The 16,424-nt window shown below is 71.4% G+C and carries 13 protein-coding genes; 7 read left to right on the plus strand and 6 right to left on the minus strand.

Going from position 1 to position 16,424, the window contains the following annotated elements; all coding sequences use genetic code 11:
• The first annotated feature begins 367 nt into the window (after positions 1–367).
• From AB0472_RS08080 to AB0472_RS08090, 3 genes are read left to right on the plus strand one after another with little or no spacing between them, the layout of a single operon-like run.
• Entirely contained in the window at positions 368–1,333 is a 966-nt protein-coding gene (locus tag AB0472_RS08080; RefSeq protein ID WP_366354670.1) for a helix-turn-helix transcriptional regulator, read from the plus strand.
• Entirely contained in the window at positions 1,330–2,328 is a 999-nt protein-coding gene (locus AB0472_RS08085) for a helix-turn-helix transcriptional regulator (RefSeq protein WP_366354422.1), read from the plus strand. The genes AB0472_RS08080 and AB0472_RS08085 overlap by 4 nt, the downstream gene beginning before the upstream one ends.
• Positions 2,325–3,308: a helix-turn-helix transcriptional regulator gene (locus tag AB0472_RS08090; RefSeq protein ID WP_366354424.1), complete on the plus strand. Its 984-nt coding sequence runs from the start codon at positions 2,325–2,327 to the stop codon at positions 3,306–3,308. The genes AB0472_RS08085 and AB0472_RS08090 overlap by 4 nt, the downstream gene beginning before the upstream one ends.
• On the opposite strand, the gene AB0472_RS08095 is transcribed toward AB0472_RS08090, so the two are convergent.
• Positions 3,271–4,359, minus strand: a complete 1,089-nt coding sequence (locus AB0472_RS08095; protein WP_366354426.1) for a helix-turn-helix transcriptional regulator — start codon at positions 4,357–4,359, stop codon at positions 3,271–3,273. The genes AB0472_RS08090 and AB0472_RS08095 overlap by 38 nt on opposite strands.
• Positions 4,360–4,753: 394 nt before the next feature.
• On the opposite strand from AB0472_RS08095, the gene AB0472_RS08100 reads away from it, so the two are divergent.
• The 3 genes from AB0472_RS08100 to AB0472_RS08110 are packed head-to-tail and all read left to right on the plus strand — an operon-like array spanning position 4,754 to position 8,074.
• On the plus strand, positions 4,754–6,301 hold the full coding sequence (locus AB0472_RS08100; RefSeq protein WP_366354428.1) for a circularly permuted type 2 ATP-grasp protein: 1,548 nt from the start codon (positions 4,754–4,756) through the stop codon (positions 6,299–6,301).
• Positions 6,298–7,230 carry an alpha-E domain-containing protein gene (locus AB0472_RS08105; protein WP_366354430.1) on the plus strand — a complete coding sequence of 311 codons (933 nt, stop codon included), beginning with the start codon at positions 6,298–6,300 and terminating at the stop codon, positions 7,228–7,230. Before AB0472_RS08100 ends, AB0472_RS08105 begins: the two co-directional genes overlap by 4 nt.
• 1 nt (position 7,231) lies before the next feature.
• On the plus strand, positions 7,232–8,074 hold the full coding sequence (locus tag AB0472_RS08110) for a transglutaminase family protein (RefSeq protein ID WP_366354432.1): 843 nt from the start codon (positions 7,232–7,234) through the stop codon (positions 8,072–8,074).
• 256 nt (positions 8,075–8,330) lie between these two features.
• Here AB0472_RS08110 and AB0472_RS08115 read toward each other — a convergent pair whose 3' ends face one another.
• The gene (locus AB0472_RS08115; RefSeq protein WP_366354434.1) at positions 8,331–9,440 is read right to left on the minus strand and encodes a substrate-binding domain-containing protein; all 1,110 of its coding nucleotides are present in this window, start codon (positions 9,438–9,440) and stop codon (positions 8,331–8,333) included.
• Positions 9,441–9,733: 293 nt separating this feature from the next.
• On the opposite strand from AB0472_RS08115, the gene AB0472_RS08120 reads away from it, so the two are divergent.
• Positions 9,734–12,154 carry a hypothetical protein gene (locus AB0472_RS08120; protein ID WP_366354436.1) on the plus strand — a complete coding sequence of 807 codons (2,421 nt, stop codon included), beginning with the start codon at positions 9,734–9,736 and terminating at the stop codon, positions 12,152–12,154.
• 66 nt (positions 12,155–12,220) lie between these two features.
• Here AB0472_RS08120 and AB0472_RS08125 read toward each other — a convergent pair whose 3' ends face one another.
• Genes AB0472_RS08125 through dnaK form a run of 4 tightly spaced genes read right to left on the minus strand, consistent with a single transcriptional unit; the run spans position 12,221 to position 16,385 of the window.
• A complete protein-coding gene (locus AB0472_RS08125; protein WP_366354671.1) occupies positions 12,221–12,667 on the minus strand; it encodes a helix-turn-helix domain-containing protein in 447 nt (148 codons plus the stop codon).
• Between the two features lie 5 nt (positions 12,668–12,672).
• On the minus strand, positions 12,673–13,851 hold the full coding sequence (dnaJ, locus tag AB0472_RS08130) for a molecular chaperone DnaJ (protein ID WP_366354437.1): 1,179 nt from the start codon (positions 13,849–13,851) through the stop codon (positions 12,673–12,675).
• 45 nt (positions 13,852–13,896) lie between these two features.
• Positions 13,897–14,553 carry a nucleotide exchange factor GrpE gene (grpE, locus tag AB0472_RS08135; protein ID WP_366354438.1) on the minus strand — a complete coding sequence of 219 codons (657 nt, stop codon included), beginning with the start codon at positions 14,551–14,553 and terminating at the stop codon, positions 13,897–13,899.
• Positions 14,550–16,385, minus strand: a complete 1,836-nt coding sequence (gene dnaK, locus AB0472_RS08140; protein WP_366354440.1) for a molecular chaperone DnaK — start codon at positions 16,383–16,385, stop codon at positions 14,550–14,552. The genes grpE and dnaK overlap by 4 nt, the downstream gene beginning before the upstream one ends.
• Positions 16,386–16,424 lie beyond the last annotated feature (39 nt).

Consider the following 16,424-nt stretch of genomic DNA (forward strand, 5'->3'; position numbering starts at 1 on the left):
GCAACCCATGAGCTGTCCCCCGGGACGTCGGACGCCACGATCACCCAACTGCTGTCGGCGGGAACCGCGGCCGTGGTGCTCCAGCTGCTGTCCTTCGCGATATCACTCTTCGTCGCCGAGAGGCCGCTCAGTGCTCCGAAGGCCACAACCGCGGAGAAGGCGGCGACAAGCACCGAGCGAAGCATTCTCTTATGCATAGTCGGCTTCGTCCTCATTTGAAGGTCACCTCTCCCCCGTCCGAATACGACGATGGCCCATTCCGGCACGTCGTGGCCACACAATCGATGCATCATGTTCCTGCACGTTCAGGACCCTGGGGGGTGAAGATTTGGCAATAAATGAGACTAAGCGGACACATCCCCACGGGCTGACCGACCTGTGCGAGGACGGGCGCCGTCTCTACGGGAACGCTCTCCGGACGGGACGCGTCGCCCGTGCGGATGTGGAACCGGCGCCCTGTCTGATGGAGTTCGCCCTCCTTCATGCCGATCCCGACGACCCGAACTGGCTGCGACCGGTCCCCCCTTCGATCGCCCTCGCCCAGCGGCTGAACCCGATCGAGAGCGAGATCACCCAGCGCAGGCGGATGTCGATCGAACTCGCCGACGCTTTCGAGCCGTTCATGACCCTGAGCGCCCAGTCCACGACACCCACGCACTCCATCACGGTGCTGGAGGGCCTGGACCGGATCAACGCGGCCCTCGATCTGGCCACCGCCCAGTGCCAGACCGAGATGCTCACCGTCCAGCCGAGCCGCCGGCGCCTGGAACACACCCTCACCAAGGCCCTGGAGCGCGACCGGCCGCTGATCGAGCGCGGCTGCCGTATCCGCACGCTCTACCAGCACCCGGCACGTTACAGCCCCGAGACGCTCGCCTACGTCGCCCAGTTCACCGACGGCAAGGTGGAGTACCGGACGATCGACGAACTCGTCGAGCGCCTGATCATCTGCGACGAGAGCGTGGCCTTCATCCCGACCCGCGACGACGGCGAGATCGCCCTCGAACTCCGGCACCCGGGACTCGTCCGCTACCTGATCAAGGTCTTCGAGTTCATGTGGAACCGCGCGGTCCCGCTGAGCGCCGGCGCGCCCTACGAGACCGCCCCGGACGGCATCACCGAGATCCAGCACTCCATCGCCAAGCTCCTCATCGAGGGCCATGTCGACGAGGCGATAGCCCGCCGCCTGGGCATGAACGTCCGCACCTGCCGGGCCCACATCGCCAAGCTGGCGCAGCTCCTGGGCAGCGGCAGCCGCGCCCAGCTCGGCTACCTGATCGCCCAGTCCGGCATCCTGGATCAGACGCCTCCCGAGGAGGCCGGCAGGCCGTGACCCCCGACCCTCATGCCGAGCACGGCGTCGAGGACCTGTGCGCCGCGGGCGCGGAACTCTACGAGCGTGCCCTCGGCCGCGGGCACGTCCGCGCCCAGGACGCCGCGGGCGTGCCCTGCCTCGTCGAGCTCGGCCTGCTGCACCCGGCGCTCGACGACGCCGGCCGGCTGGAGCCCGTCGCCCCGGACGTCGCGCTGACCCGGCTGCTGCGCGGGGTCCGCGCCCGCGTCACCGAGGAATGGCGGCTGGAGCAGCGCCTGGTGGAGCTCTTCGAACCGCTCATGAACGTCCAGGCACCGCCCCGCGCGACCACGGACTCCCCGGCGCTGCGGCTGCTGAGCGGCACCCGGCGGATCAACCAGGCCATCGGGGAGTCCATGGCGGAGGCCCGGGAGGAGGTCCTGTGCGTCCAGCCGCACGCCGGTCTGGTCGGCGAGCGCGGTGCCCAGGCCCGCCCCGCCGCCTTCGAACGCGACCAGGCGTTCCTCGACCGCGGCGGCCGGTTCCGCACGCTGTACCAGAACACCCTGCGCCATGTGCCCAACGTGTTCACCTACGCCGAGCTCCTGACGGGCGACAACGTGGCCCGCGGCCTCGACGAGGTGCCCGACCGGCTCATCGTCATCGACCGGACGGTCGCCTTCCTCCCCGCCAAGGACGACGGCTCCCTCGCCCTGGAGGTCCGCCACCCGGCCCTGATCGACTACCTGACCAGCGCCTTCGACCGGCTCTGGCGGCTGGCCACCCCGATGTTCCCGAAGGCCGAGTTCCGCCCCACGGTCAACGGTGTCACCCCCCGTCAGCAGGCCATCGCCGCCCTCCTCGTGGACGGGCACACCGACGCCGTCATCGCCCAGCGGCTCGGCATGAACATCCGCACCGTCCGCGTCCACATCGCCAAACTCGCCGCCACGCTCGGCAGCGAGAGCCGCGCCCAGCTCGGCTACCTCATCGCCCGCTCGGGGATCCTCGACGAGCCGGAGCCCACCCCGTGAGCCGCTGCGAGCACGGCCTGGAGGAGCTGTGCCCGGCCGGCGTCGTGCTGTACGAACGCGCCCTGCGCACGGGGCACATCGCCGCCCGGGAGGCCGCGGACACGCCCTGTCTCACCGACTTCGGCCTCCTCCACCCGGCCCTCGACGACCCCGACCGGCTGGAGCCCGTGGCGCCCGCCGCGGCCCTGAACCGGCTGCTGCGCTCCGCCCGGGGCCGGGTCGCCGCCGAACGGCGCCGGGAGGAACGGCTGGTGGACCTGTTCGCACCGCTCATGCGGGCCGACGGCCCGGGCCGCGCCACCTCGGACATCCCGACCATCAGCGTCCTCAGCGGTCTCGACCGCATCGGTGAGGTCATCGGCGAGGCCATGGTCGCCAGTTCCGGCGAACTTCTCGCGGTCCAGCCGCACATCACCCATCTGCCGGCCCACACCCCTCCCGAGGCACACGCCGAGGCCCTGGCCCGGGACCAGGCGCTGCTCGACCGCGGCGGCCGCATCCGGACCCTCTACCAGCACACCGTCCGCCACGCCCCCACGGTCATCGCGCGCTACGAGCAGATCCACGGCGACGTGGAGGCCCGCACGCTCGACGAGGTGACCGAACGCCTCCTCGTCATCGACCGCGCCGTCGCCTTCGTCCCCGCCAGCAAGGACCGCACCCTCGCCCTGGAGATCCGCCACCCCACCGTGGTCGGGTACCTCGCCACCGTCTTCGACCGGCTCTGGCGGCTGGCCACCCCGATGTACCCGGAGCCGGCGCGCCGCCCCACGGTCAACGGCATCACCCCCCGTCAGCAGGCCATCGCCGCCCTCCTGGTGGAAGGCCACACCGACGCCGTCGTCGCCCAGCGGCTGGGCATGAACATCCGCACCACGCGCGTCCACATCGCCAAGCTCGCCGACACCATGGGCAGCGAGAGCCGCGCCCAGCTGGGCTACCTCATCGCACGCTCGGGGATCCTTGATCCGGAAGGCTGACCGCGTCCGCGGCCGTGCCGGGAACCGCGTCCGGGTCCGTGCCGGAGACCCCGCCCGCCCCGCCCGGCGGCCGGTCCAGCCCCACCTGCGCTATCCGCACGCCGAGCTGGGTGCGGCTGGCCGCGCCCAGGGTCTCCGAGAGGCGGGCGATGTGGGCGCGGCAGGTGCGCACGCTGATGCCGAGGCGTTCGGCGATCACCGCGTCCTGGTGGCCCTCGGCGAGCAGCGCCGCGATGGACTGCTCCCGGTGCGAGATGCCTTCGATGCCGGTGTCGGGGAGCGGGGCGGTGAGCGGGATCGCGAGGCGCCAGAGGCGTTCGAAGACGGTGACGAAGTACTCGACGAGGGCGGGGTGGCGCAGCTCCAGGGCCATCGTGCGGTCCGCGTTCGCGGGGATGAACGCCACCGTGCGGTCGAAGAGGATGAGCCGGTCGATGACCTCGTCGAGGGTGCGGGCCTCGACCGCGTCGCCCATCAGCTCCAGGTAGTTGAGCAGGCCCTGGCCGTGCCGGGCGACATGCGTGTACAGGTCGCGCATCCGCACGCCCCGCCCGCGCAGGGCGACGGCCCGATGCAGGCCCTCGGTCAGCTCCGACTCGCGCCGGATGCCGCCCGGCTGCACGGTCAGCACCTCCTGCCTGCACGCCTCCGTCGCCTCGTCCATGGCCGCCTGGATCCGGGACAGCCCGTCGAGCACCCGGATGGCCGCCGTGCCCTCCGCGGACGCCGAGACGGCCTGCAGATGCCGTCCCAGCCCGGCGTACCACTCGAACGCCGCGACCGCCGACCCCATCCGCCGCTGGCTGTCCGTCACCTCGTCGTAGACCCCGCGCAGCAGCCGGGTCATGACCTCCTGCGGGGCGGTCGGCACCAGCCAGTCCATGTCGTCGGGATCGGGGTGCAGCAGCGCGAGTTCAAGCAGGCAGGGCACCGCGTCGGCGTCCGTGCGCGGCACCCGGCCGCGGCGCACGGCCCGGGAGTACACCCGGTCCCCGGCGGTGCACAGCCGGTCGGCACCGTGTGGATGCTCCTCCCTCCCGTGCCCGGCCATCGCCCATTCCACCCCCGGTTTGCTGCCTCTTCCGCAGCGCAACTATGAGCGGTCCGGACCGGGTCCGCAACACGGCTACCCGGACGCGGGGCGTCGTAATGACCGGATGCGACCGGGTATCGCACCGCCTCCGCCGACCACATTGCAACAAGATGACGGTGGTGACCGTGTGGTGGGCGCGGCATCGTGGGAGCCGCTTCCCACGGGTGTCGCCGGACACCCGGCGGGGCCCCGGGCCATCCTCCCCCGATCGGGCCGGGGCCCCGTGCAACGCGCCCACGGGGGAGATGCGTTGCAGGGAGGGCCGCTCGCGGGCACGTGGCGCGGCGGTCCCGGCGAATCCCCGAAATCCGCCAGTGATCGCCGCGTTACGTGCCCGCTCTAACGTCCCTCCATGGCGGACATATTCGACGCGTACGCGTTGGCCGACGCGTGGGACGAGATGTTTGTGCGGCCGGGTGAGGTCAGGACCGCCTATGAGCCGGTACTGGCTGCGCTCCAGCCGATCGAACCGAGTGAACTGCGGTTCCGGGCCGACCAGATGGCCCGGGCCTTCACCGACCGGGGGGTGACCTACGCCTTCGCGGGCGAGGAACGGCCCTGGCCGCTGGACCTGGTGCCGAGGATCCTCGACGCCCTGGAGTGGGATCTCGTACGAAGAGGCGTGGCCCAGCGCGTACGGGCCCTGGAGGCCTATCTGGCCGACGCCTACGGACACGCGCGGGCCTTCGAGGACGGGGTGGTGCCCTGGCGGCTGCTGCTGGGCTCGCCGCACTTCCACCGGGCCGCGCACGCGGTGGAGCCGCCCGGCGGGGTGCGCATCCATGTGGCCGGAATCGACCTGGTCCGGGACGAGGCCGGGGCCTTCCGGGTCCTGGAGGACAACGTCCGGGTGCCGAGCGGGGTGTCGTACGTCATCGAGAACCGCAGGGCGATGACCCGGATCTTCCCGTCGCTCTTCGCCGAGCAGCACGTACTCCCGGTGGACGGGTACCCGGGGCGGCTGCTCGCCGCCCTGCGGGCCGCCGCGCCGGGCGGGGCGGCGAGCGATCCCCGGGTGGTCGTCCTCACCCCCGGGCCCAGCAACGCGGCCTACTTCGAACACGCCCTGCTGGCCCGGCTGATGGGCGTGCAGCTGGTGGAGGGGCACGACCTGGTGTGCCGGAGCAACCGGGTGTGGATGCGCACGACCCGTGGCGAGGTGCCCGTGCACGTCGTGTACCGGCGCCTGGACGACGACTTCCTCGACCCGCTGCACTTCCGCCCCGACTCGGTGATCGGCTGCCCCGGCATCCTGGGCGCCGCCATCGCGGGCAACGTCACACTCGCGAACGCCGTGGGCAACGGCATCGCGGACGACAAACTCCTCTACACCTACGTCCCGGACCTGATCCGCTACTACCTCGGCGAGGAACCGGTCCTCCCCAACGTCGAGTCCTACCGACCTGACGAACCAGGCCAGTTGGCGGCCGTCCTCGACCAGCTCGACCAGCTGGTGGTGAAGCCCGTGGACGGGGCCGGCGGGCAGGGCATCGTGATCGGCCCGAAGGCCGACAAGGAGACCCTGGAACGCACTCGCAAAGCCGTCGCCGCCGACCCGCGCGGCTTCATCGCGCAGCGTCCGGTCGCCCTCTCCACCTCCCCCACCCTCTCGGGTGAACGGATGGCCCCGCGCCACATCGACCTCAGGCCGTTCGCCGTGAACGACGGCGACGGCATCTGGGTACTGCCCGGCGGCCTCACCCGGGTCGCCCTCCAGGAGGGCAACCTGATCGTCAACTCCAGCCAGGGCGGCGGCTCCAAGGACACCTGGGTGCTCGCCGAGGGCCCGGCGGAGCGCCCCGAGCCGGTCGGCGCGGGCCCGATCCCCGCCGTCGCCCCGCGCCGCCTCGGGCCGGACGGCACCCGTGCGGTCGTACCGGAAGGAGCGCAGCAGCAGTGAACGACGTGATCCTCTCCCGTATCGCCGAGTCGCTGACCTGGACCGGGCGGTACGTCGAACGGGCCGACGCCACCGGCCGGATCCTCGACGCCTACCTGCACCGGCTGCTGGAGGACCCCTGGCGCGACGAGGACGCCGCCTGCCGCTCCCTGTACGCGATCCTCGGCGTGGACGCCGGTCCGGAACGGGTCGACATGCAGCAGGTGCTGGACCAGCTCGCCTTCGACGCCCGCTCCACCTGCTCCATCGAGGGCGCCCTGGGCGCCGCCCGGCTGAACGCGCGCAGCGCCCGGGAGGCCGTCTCCTCCGAGATGTGGGAGTGCCTCAACTCCACCTGGCACGCGCTCGGCGACCGGCGCCGTGCGGCCCGCCGCACCGGCCCGTACGCCTACCTGGAGCTGGTGCGCAGCCGGGCCGCGCTCTTCTTCGGGCTGGCCGACTCGACGATGAGCCGGGACGACAGCTGGCGGTTCGTCGTCCTCGGACGGAGCCTGGAGCGGGTGGACATGACGGTACGGCTGCTCTCGGTGCGCGTGCTGGACGCGGCGCACGCGCCGGACTGGCCGACGCTGCTCAGCGCGAGCGGCGCCGACGAGGCGTACGCCCGCGTGCACAGCGGCTTCGGGGACACCCCGAGGGTGGCCGAGTTCCTGCTCCTGGACCGGGACTTCCCGCGCTCGGCGCTGCACGCGCTGACCACGGCCGAGGAGTGCCTGGCCGCGCTCGGGCGGCCCCGGCAGGACCCGGCCCGCTCCCCCGTCGGCCGGGCCCGCACCCGCCTCGAATACCTGGACACCGCGGCCCTGGAGGAGCAGCTGCCGGTCCTGCTGCGCGACCTGCAGCAGGCCTGCGTGGCGTCCGCCGACGCGGTGGCGGAGCGGTTCTTCCCGTACCAGGGGCCCGTGCAGTGGGCCCAGGAAGGAGTCTGAGATGGCTCGTCGCCTCCGCATCCGGCACACCACCCGGGTCTCCTACGCGCAGCCCGCGGCGTCCTCGCACAACGAGGTCCGGATGACGCCGCTGACCCTGCCGGGACAGACCACGCTGGACGCCCGGGTCACGGTGCATCCGGCGACCGCCGTCTGGTCCTACTGGGACTACTGGGGCACCCAGGTCACCGGATTCGACCTCCTCGAGCCGCACGAGGACCTGACGATCATCGCGTCCAGCCTGGTGGAGACGGCGGCGCCGGGTCCGCTGCCGGCCGCGCCGGGGTGGGCGGAGCTGGCCGAACGGGCCTCGGGGTCACGGCTGTTGGAGTTCGTGAACCCGACGGCGCGGACGTCGGTGCCGAAGAAGCTGGTGCGGAAGGCGCTGGGCGCCGCGGCGGGGCTGGGTCCGCACGAGGCCGCGGTGGCCGTGTCCGGGATGGTCGCCGACCGGGTGACGTACCTGCCGGGGGCGACCGGGGTGAACACCTCGCCCGCCGAGGCGTGGGCCCAGCGGGCCGGCGTCTGCCAGGACATCACCCACCTCACCGTCGCCCTGCTGCGCGGGCTGGGGCTGCCGGCCCGGTATGTCTCCGGGTACCTGCACCCGGAGCGGGAGGCCGAGCCGAACCGGCCGGTGGCCGGGCAGAGCCACGCCTGGATCGAGTACTGGGCCGGCGACTGGTGCGGGTACGACCCGACGAACCGGGTGCGGGCCGGGGAGGACCACGTGGTGGTGGGCCGGGGGCGGGACTACGACGACGTGACTCCGCACAAGGGGATCTACCGGGGGGTGCCGGGAGGGACGCCGGAGGTGACGGTGGAGTTCACGAGGGTCGCGTAGCCGTCCGCGGGCGCGTGGGGGCCGAGCGCGCAGTTCCCCGCGCCCCCGAAAGACAAGAACCCAGCCGCGGGCCACCGCTCCACCGCAGACCGGTGGGGGCTGAGCGCGCGGTTCCTCCCCCGGCCTGCGGCCGGGGGTACCCCCAGCGCCCCTTACGGCTACCCGGCTGCGGGCAGGCGTGCCGCAGGGCGGCACGGGTGGGCGCAGCGGTACCGGCAAGCGCCGGTGAACGTCCCCACCCCCGCCGCCCGACGGCCTACTTGAGGCCCACCGCCGCGCAGGCGGACTTGTACGCGGCCGTGCAGATCTGCGAGACCTTGTAGATGCCGTCCGCGACGACGGTGTCCTTGATCTTGCTCTTGGTCACGGCGCTGACCTGCACCAGCTGGGACGGGATGCCCTTGTTGGTCGGGCTGTCGACGGTGTCCTGGGTGAGCGCGTCGAACTGGATGTCCTTGCCCTGCACCTTGTAGACAGCCATCTGGGCGGCGGCCTCGGCCTCGTCGGGGTACGGCTTGTAGACCGTCATGTACTGCTCGCCGGCGAGGATCCGCTGGATGGCGTCGAGGTCCGCGTCCTGGCCGGTGATCGGGGGCATGTTGGTCACGCCCGCCGCCTTGAGCGCCTTGACGGCACCGCCCGCCATCGCGTCGTTGGCGGAGTAGACGGCGGCGATGTTGTCCTTGCCGAGCAGGCCGATGGCCTTGGTGACCTCCTGCTCGGCGATGACCGGGTCCCAGTCCTTGGTGTCGTACGAGTAGCCCGCGGTCGTCACCTTGCCGTTCAGCTCGGACAGGGCGCCCGTCTTGAACTGCTTGGCGTTGGGGTCGGTCGGCGAGCCGTTGATCATGACGACCTTGTCGGAGGTGTCGACGTTCGAGCCGAGCGCCTCCAGGAGGGTACGGGCCTGGACCTCGCCCACCAGCTCGTTGTCGAAGGAGACGTAGGCGTCGATGGGGCCCTCGGCGAGGCGGTCGTAGGCGATGACCGGGATGCCCGCCGCCTTGGCCTTCTTCACGGTGCCGCCGATGGCGTGCGCGTCGACGGCGTCCAGGATGATCACGTCGACCTTGTCGACGATCATCTGCTGCATCTGCGTCGCCTGCGTGGAGGCGGACGAGGCGGCGTTCTGGTAGTCGACCTTGCCCCGGTTGCCGGTGAGCTCGGCGATCTTCGACTTCATGATCGGGTAGTCGAAGTTGCTGTAGCGGGTGTTGATCTTGTCCGGCATCAGCACGCCCACCGTGATGTCGTTGCCCTTCGTCGGGGTCGCGGACGTCGACGATCCTGTCGCGTTGAGCACGCCGCAGCCGGCGAGCGAAAGGGTCATCGTGGACGCGGCCACAAACATGGCTATACGACGCATACGGGGGCTCACTTCAGGTGCGTTCCGGACGTGGGCTGCTTTGCGACCCAGATGTCTGAAAAGCCAACGCGTAGGCCACACCCGGCGTCAAGCGGAACTACTTAACGAGTGCGCAACACCACGCTCCGCTGCAACTGTGAAGGCTCAGCGGAATCGCCTCCAAACACCCTTTACGGACCCTCCATCCAAAGGGAGTTCATGGGTAGGCAAAGATCAGTACAACCAACGCGGTTCCTCACGAGTCGACATCCGGAACGACCGTCTCCGTCGCACGGATACGACCAGAGGATCGAATGAACCCAGCCAGAAGCGCCGTGGCCGCCGCCGCGGTACTCGCCACCGCCGGCACCCTGCTCGGCGGCGCCGTCGCCACCGCCTCGGCGGCCACCACCTGCTCCTCCCCCGTCTTCAAGCGGGAGTTGTTCGCGAACACCACGTTCAAGGGCACCCCGAGGAAGACCGCCTGCGACTCCGCGATCGACGAGAGCTGGAGCGGCGCCCCGGCGGCCGGCCTCCCGAGGGACGGCTTCGGGGTGCGCTGGACCGTCACCCGTGACTTCGGCTCCGGCGGCCCCTTCGTCCTCACCGCCTCCGGCCTCGACGGCATCCGCGTCCACCTCGACGGCAAGCGCAGGCTCGACCTGTGGAAGAACACCAGCAGGCCGGTGAGCAAGGCGGTCGACGTGACCGTCCCGCCCGGCAGGCACACCCTGCGCATCGACTACGTCAACTGGACCGGCGCCGCCAGGGTCAAGGTCACGTACGCACCCCGCACCTCGGCCTCCGTCGACAAGGTCCGGCCGCTCGCCCCCGGCGGGACCTCGGTGTCGTACGACGCTACGTCCGGCAGGGCCCGGCTCGGCTGGGCCCGGAACAAGGAGATGGACCTCGCGGGGTACCGGGTCTACCGGCGCCTGAAGGGAACGCCGTTCGGCAGCAGGCCGACGGCGACCACCACCGCCGCCGCGTACTCCGACGTCCCGCCGAGGACCGGCGCCACGTACTACTACGAGGTCCGCGCCTACGACAAGGCGGGCCACGAGTCCGCCGGAAGCGCCGACCAGGGCGTCACGACCCCCGACAGGACCCCGCCGGCCGCGCCGTTCGTCGAGTTGGACGGGTGCCCGGCCGACCAGCCCTACGCGGGCCCCGAACTCGTCACGACCGCGGCGAACGCGGCGGACGTCGTCCTGTACGAGCTGCAGCGGAGGAACCCCGTCACGGGCGCCTGGGCCACCGTCCACACCGGCGCCAAGGGCGCGATCTGCGACACCGGTCAGCCGGCCGACGGCAGCAGGGTCACCTACCGGGGCCGGGCCCGCGACGCCGCCGGGAACTGGTCCGCGTACTCGGCCGCCGCCACGTTCACCACCAGCGACCGGACGCCTCCGGCGGCCGTCGCCGGCGTCCGTGTCGAGTACCGTTCGGGCGTGCCGCACCTGGTGTGGGCACCCGTCGACGGCGCCGCCTCGTACCAGGTTCTGCAGTACGACCCGGCGACCGGCGGCTACCGCGACGCACTGCCCGGCACGGGCACCGGCACCGCCGTGCGCACCACCGTGGACACCGACGTCGTCCCGAGCCAGCGGCTCGCGGTCGCCGACGGCTACCGGTACGCGGTGCGCTCGGTGGACGCGGCCGGCAACGCGGCCGCCCCCGTGGAGGTCACCCTGGCGATGGCGGACCGTGCGGAGGCCGTCCCCGCGTTCCAGACCCGTGCGAGCCGGTTCGACGAGGGCGTGTTCGTCCGGTGGAGCAGCGCGGACCCGTGGACCTTCGGCGAGGACCGGCCGCTGCTCACCTACCGGGTGGTCCGCACCGACAGGGCGACCGGCGTCAGCAGCACCGTGGCCGGGTGCAAGCCGAACAACGCGCTGGACCTGCCGCTGACGGACCCCGAGACGTACTGGACCTGGACCGGCGACGACGCCCCCGCGTACGCCGGCGACCGGCAGATCAACGGCGCCTGCTGGGACGTCTCCGGCGCGTCCGAGACGACCTACGACTACACGGTCGTGACGATCGACCCGTACGGCCACGAGTCGCTGCCCGGTCCGGCGGCCACGGCGACCACGCCGGACACCGTGCGCCCGGCCCCGGTGCAGAACCTGACGGCCGAACCCGTCCCGCTGGGCGTCCGCCTGACGTGGACCCCGCCCGCCGACGACGACGTGACCGAGTACTACGTGTGGCAGGGCACGACGGACCCGGAGACCGGCGAGACGGTCTGGAGGAAGAACTGCTGGACCTCGAACTCGTCCGAGACCGGGATCGTCTGCCCGACCGTCCCGGACGGCGCCACCCACGTCTACCGCGTGGCCGCCGCGGACGGTTTCCACCTGTACGAGAACGAGGGCCCCGACTTCTTCCACACCACGGCCGTCCCGGTCGCCCTGCCGGACACCCGGCCGCCCGGCTGGACCACGACCGGTGTCCGTGGGGACCGTTACCCGGAGCTGTACGTCGACTGCTCGGAGAGCTCCGGCCTCGGCGACTGCTCCCGGTTCGCCGCCTACCGGGTGGAGCGCTGGGACCCGGCGGCGGCCGCCTGGGACACCCTGGCCGAGGGCCTCGCGGGCACCGCCACGTACTACATGGACACGACCGTGTCCGGGGACGAACTGGGCCTCCACTACTACCGCGTCGTCCGCCTGGACGCCGCGGGCGCCGAGGCGTCGGTCACCTCGGCGGCCTACGGCATCTGGGACTACTGACCCCCTGACGGCATGACGAAAGGGGCCCGGAGGTCGTGACCTCGGGGCCCCTTCGCACGGGTACCGCTAGTCCTTGGCCTTCTTCGGCCGCCACACCACCAGCGCGCTGGTCTGCTGGACCTCCTGGTACGGGACCAGGTCGCGGCGGTAGGAGGCGTGGACGGCGGCCTCGCGCTGCTGCATCGCGGCCGCCGCACCGTCGACGGCCGCCTCCAGCTCGGCGACGCGCTGCTGGAGCGCCATGACCTGGTTCTCCAGTTCGATGATGCGCTTGATGCCGGCCAGGTTGATGCCCTCGTCCTGGGACAGCGCCTGCACCTGGCGGAGCAGTTCGATGTCGCGGGCCGAGTAGCGGCGGCCGCGGCCGGCCGTGCGGTCGGGGGAGACCAGGCCGAGGCGGTCGTACTGACGCAGCGTCTGCGGGTGCAGTCCGGAGAGCTGGGCCGCCACCGAGATGACGTAGACCGGGGTCTCCTCGGTCAGTTCATACGGATTACGTCGACGGCCGTCCATCTCTGTCATGCTCCCTTCGCGGCCTCGAACAACTGGGCGCGCGGGTCCTCGCCCGCGGTCGCCTCGCGATACGCCTCCAGTGCGTCCCGAGCATTCCCCGACAGGTCCTTCGGAACACTCACCTCGACGGTGACCAGGAGGTCGCCGCGGGTGCCGTCCTTGCGGACCGCGCCCTTGCCACGGGCGCGCATGGTACGGCCGTTGGGCGTGCCCGGAGGCAGCTTCAGGGTGACCGGCGGTCCGCCCAGGGTCGGGACCCTGACCTCGCCGCCGAGCGCCGCCTCGGTGAAGGTCACCGGGACGGTCACCGTGAGGTTGTCGTCCTTGCGGCCGAACACCGGGTGGGCGTCCACGTGCACCATGACGTACAGGTCGCCCGCGGGGCCGCCGCGTTCGCCCGGTGCGCCCTTGCCGCGCAGCCGGATCCGCTGGCCGTCGGTCACCCCGGCGGGGATGCGGACCTGCATGGTCCGGGACGACTTGGCGCGGCCGCTGCCCTTGCAGTCCGGGCAGGGGTTCTCCGCGATCAGGCCGCGGCCCTTGCAGTCCGGGCAGGGGTCGGTCAGCGAGAAGCCGCCGCCGGAGCCCCGTGCCACCTGGCCGGTGCCGACGCAGGTCGGGCACACGCGCGGTGTGCCGTTCGCGTCGCCGGTGCCCGAACAGGCCTTGCAGGGGGCCTGCGAGGACATCCGCAGCGGGACCGTGGCGCCCTCGATGGCCTCCGTGAAGCTCAGCGTGACCTCGGACTCGATGTCCTGGCCGCGCCGCGGCTGGGTACGGCCCGCCGTGCCGCCGCCCCGGTTGAACAGGCCCCCCAGGACGTCACTGAAGCCGCCGCCGCCACCGCCGAAGCCGCCGCCGCCCTGGGCGCCGCCTCCGAAGAGGTCGCCCAGGTCGAAGTTGAAGTTGCCGCCGCCCGCGCCCGGCCCCGGGCGGAACCCGCCGTTGCCGAAGAGGGCGCGGGCCTCGTCGTACTCCTTGCGCTTCTTGGGGTCGCCGAGTATGTCGTTCGCCTCGGAGATCTCCTTGAAGCGCTCCTCGGCCTTGGCGTTGCCCTTGTTGGCGTCCGGGTGGAACTCGCGGGCGAGCTTCCGGTACGCCTTCTTGATCTCGGCCTCGGTGGCGTCCTTGGGGACGCCGAGGACCTTGTAGTAGTCCTTCTCGATGAAGTCCTTGGTGCTCATCCCCGACGCGCCCCCTTTCCGGTGTTCCACGTGTTACCTACGACGTCAGCCCTCCTCAGGGCCGTTGTCCTTGTCGTCCCCGGCCGCCGGGGCCTCTTCGGCCCCCTCGGCCTTCGCCGGCGTCGCCCCCGGCTGCGGTTCGGCGACCGCCACCCGCGCGGGGCGGATGGTGCGCTCGCCGATGCGATACCCGGGCTGCAGGATGGCCACGCACGTCGTCTCGGTGACGTCCGGCGCGTAGCTGTGCATCAGCGCCTCGTGGATCGTCGGGTCGAAGGGCTCGCCCTCCTTGCCGAACTGCTGCAGGCCCATCTTCGCCGCGACCGTCTCCAGCGACTCGGCCACCGACTTGAAACCGCCGACCAGTTCGCCGTGTTCCCGGGCCCGGCCGATGTCGTCGAGCACGGGCAGGAGTTCGGTCAGGAGGTTCGCGATGGCGATCTCCCGGACCGTGATCCGGTCGCGCTCCACCCGGCGGCGGTAGTTCTGGTACTCGGCCTGCAGGCGCTGGAGGTCCGCGGTGCGCTCGCCGAGCGCGGTGCGTACCTGGTCCAGCTGCGCGGTCAGACCGGCCAGCTGTGCGCTTGAGTCCCCGGCCGGGGCCGCCCCCTGTGCGGGAGCGGCCTTCGGCTCGGCGTCGTCGGGGGTGGCGCCGGAGGGGACGTCGGGCTTCTCGTCGAAGCCCGGGGTCTCCTCCGTCACGCGGCACCGTCCTTGCGCTCGTCGTCGACGATCTCGGCGTCCACCACGTCGTCGGCTCCGTCACCGGCGGGGGCACCGCCGGCCGCGGCCCCGGAGGCCTGGGCGTCGGCGTACATGGCCTGGCCCAGCTTCTGGGAGACGGCCGCGACCTTCTCGGTGGCGGTGCGGATCTCGGCGGTGTCCTCGCCCTTGAGCTTCTCCTTGAGCTCCTCGATCGAGGCCTCGACCTCGGTCTTGATCTCGCCCGGGACCTTGTCCTCGTTGTCCTTGAGGAACTTCTCGGTCTGGTAGACGAGCTGCTCGCCCTGGTTGCGGGTCTCGGCGGCCTCGCGGCGGCGGTGGTCCTCCTCCGCGTACTGCTCGGCCTCCTGGCGCATCCGGTCGACCTCGTCCTTCGGCAGCGAGGAGCCGCCGGTGACGGTCATCTTCTGCTCCTTGCCCGTGCCCAGGTCCTTGGCGGTCACGTGCATGATGCCGTTGGCGTCGATGTCGAAGGAGACCTCGATCTGCGGGACGCCGCGCGGGGCCGGCGGCAGACCGGTCAGCTCGAACATGCCGAGCTTCTTGTTGTACGCCGCGATCTCGCGCTCGCCCTGGTAGACCTGGATCTGGACGGAGGGCTGGTTGTCCTCGGCGGTGGTGAAGATCTCGGACCGCTTGGTCGGGATCGTCGTGTTCCGCTCGATGAGCTTGGTCATGATGCCGCCCTTGGTCTCGATACCGAGGGACAGCGGGGTCACGTCGAGGAGCAGGACGTCCTTGACCTCACCCTTGAGCACGCCGGCCTGGAGCGAGGCGCCGATGGCGACGACCTCGTCCGGGTTCACACCCTTGTTGGCCTCCTTGCCGCCGGTCAGCTCCTTGACGAGCTCGGCGACGGCGGGCATGCGGGTGGAGCCGCCGACGAGAACGACGTGGTCGATCTCGCCGAGCTGGATGCCGGCGTCCTTGATGACGTTGTGGAACGGCGTCTTGCAGCGCTCCAGGAGGTCCGCGGTCAGCTGCTGGAACTGGGCGCGGGTGAGCTTCTCGTCGAGGTGCAGGGGGCCCTCGGCCGAGGCGGTGATGTACGGCAGGTTGATCGAGGTCTCCGTGGAGGAGGACAGCTCGATCTTGGCCTTCTCGGCGGCCTCGCGGAGGCGCTGCAGGGCCATCTTGTCCTTGCCGAGGTCCACGCCGTGGCCGGCCGCGAACTGCTTGACCAGGTAGTCGACGACGCGCTGGTCCCAGTCGTCACCACCGAGGTGGTTGTCGCCGTTGGTGGCCTTCACCTCGACGACGCCGTCACCGATCTCCAGGAGGGACACGTCGAAGGTGCCGCCACCGAGGTCGAAGACGAGGATCGTCTGGTCGTCCTTGTCGAGGCCGTACGCCAGCGCGGCGGCGGTGGGCTCGTTCACGATGCGCAGGACGTTCAGACCGGCGATCTCGCCGGCCTCCTTCGTCGCCTGGCGCTCGGAGTCGTTGAAGTAGGCCGGGACGGTGATGACCGCGTCGGTCACCTTCTCGCCCAGGTAGGCCTCGGCGTCCCGCTTGAGCTTCTGCAGGATGAACGCGGAGATCTGCTGGGGGTTGAAGTCCTTCCCGTCCAGCTGGATCTTCCAGTCGGTGCCCATGTGACGCTTCACGGACCGGATGGTCCGGTCCACGTTGGTGACCGCCTGACGCTTGGCGACCTCGCCGACCAGAACCTCGCCGTTCTTCGCGAAGGCGACGACGGACGGCGTGGTCCGGGCACCCTCGGCGTTGGTGATGACGGTGGGCTCGCCGCCTTCAAGAACGCTGACGACGGAGTTAGTCGTGCCCAGGTCGATGCCGACCGCACGTGCCATGGTGATTTCCTCCAGCTGACTTGAGTGGAACGGACTCAA

It is taken from the genome of Streptomyces sp. NPDC086777 (assembly GCF_040702065.1).
In the GTDB taxonomy this organism is placed as follows: Bacteria; Actinomycetota; Actinomycetes; order Streptomycetales; family Streptomycetaceae; genus Streptomyces.

Excerpts from the sequence above, each read along its gene's own strand:
- AB0472_RS08095 (WP_366354426.1), bottom strand. The coding sequence starts at position 4,359 with ATGGCCGGGCACGGGAGGGAGGAGCATCCACACGGTGCCGACCGGCTG.
- AB0472_RS08100 (WP_366354428.1), top strand. The coding sequence starts at position 4,754 with ATGGCGGACATATTCGACGCGTACGCGTTGGCCGACGCGTGGGACGAG.
- AB0472_RS08110 (WP_366354432.1), top strand. The coding sequence starts at position 7,232 with ATGGCTCGTCGCCTCCGCATCCGGCACACCACCCGGGTCTCCTACGCG.
- AB0472_RS08115 (WP_366354434.1), bottom strand. The coding sequence starts at position 9,440 with ATGCGTCGTATAGCCATGTTTGTGGCCGCGTCCACGATGACCCTTTCG.
- AB0472_RS08120 (WP_366354436.1), top strand. The coding sequence starts at position 9,734 with ATGAACCCAGCCAGAAGCGCCGTGGCCGCCGCCGCGGTACTCGCCACC.
- AB0472_RS08125 (WP_366354671.1), bottom strand. The coding sequence starts at position 12,667 with ATGGACGGCCGTCGACGTAATCCGTATGAACTGACCGAGGAGACCCCG.
- dnaJ (WP_366354437.1), bottom strand. The coding sequence starts at position 13,851 with ATGAGCACCAAGGACTTCATCGAGAAGGACTACTACAAGGTCCTCGGC.
- dnaK (WP_366354440.1), bottom strand. The coding sequence starts at position 16,385 with ATGGCACGTGCGGTCGGCATCGACCTGGGCACGACTAACTCCGTCGTC.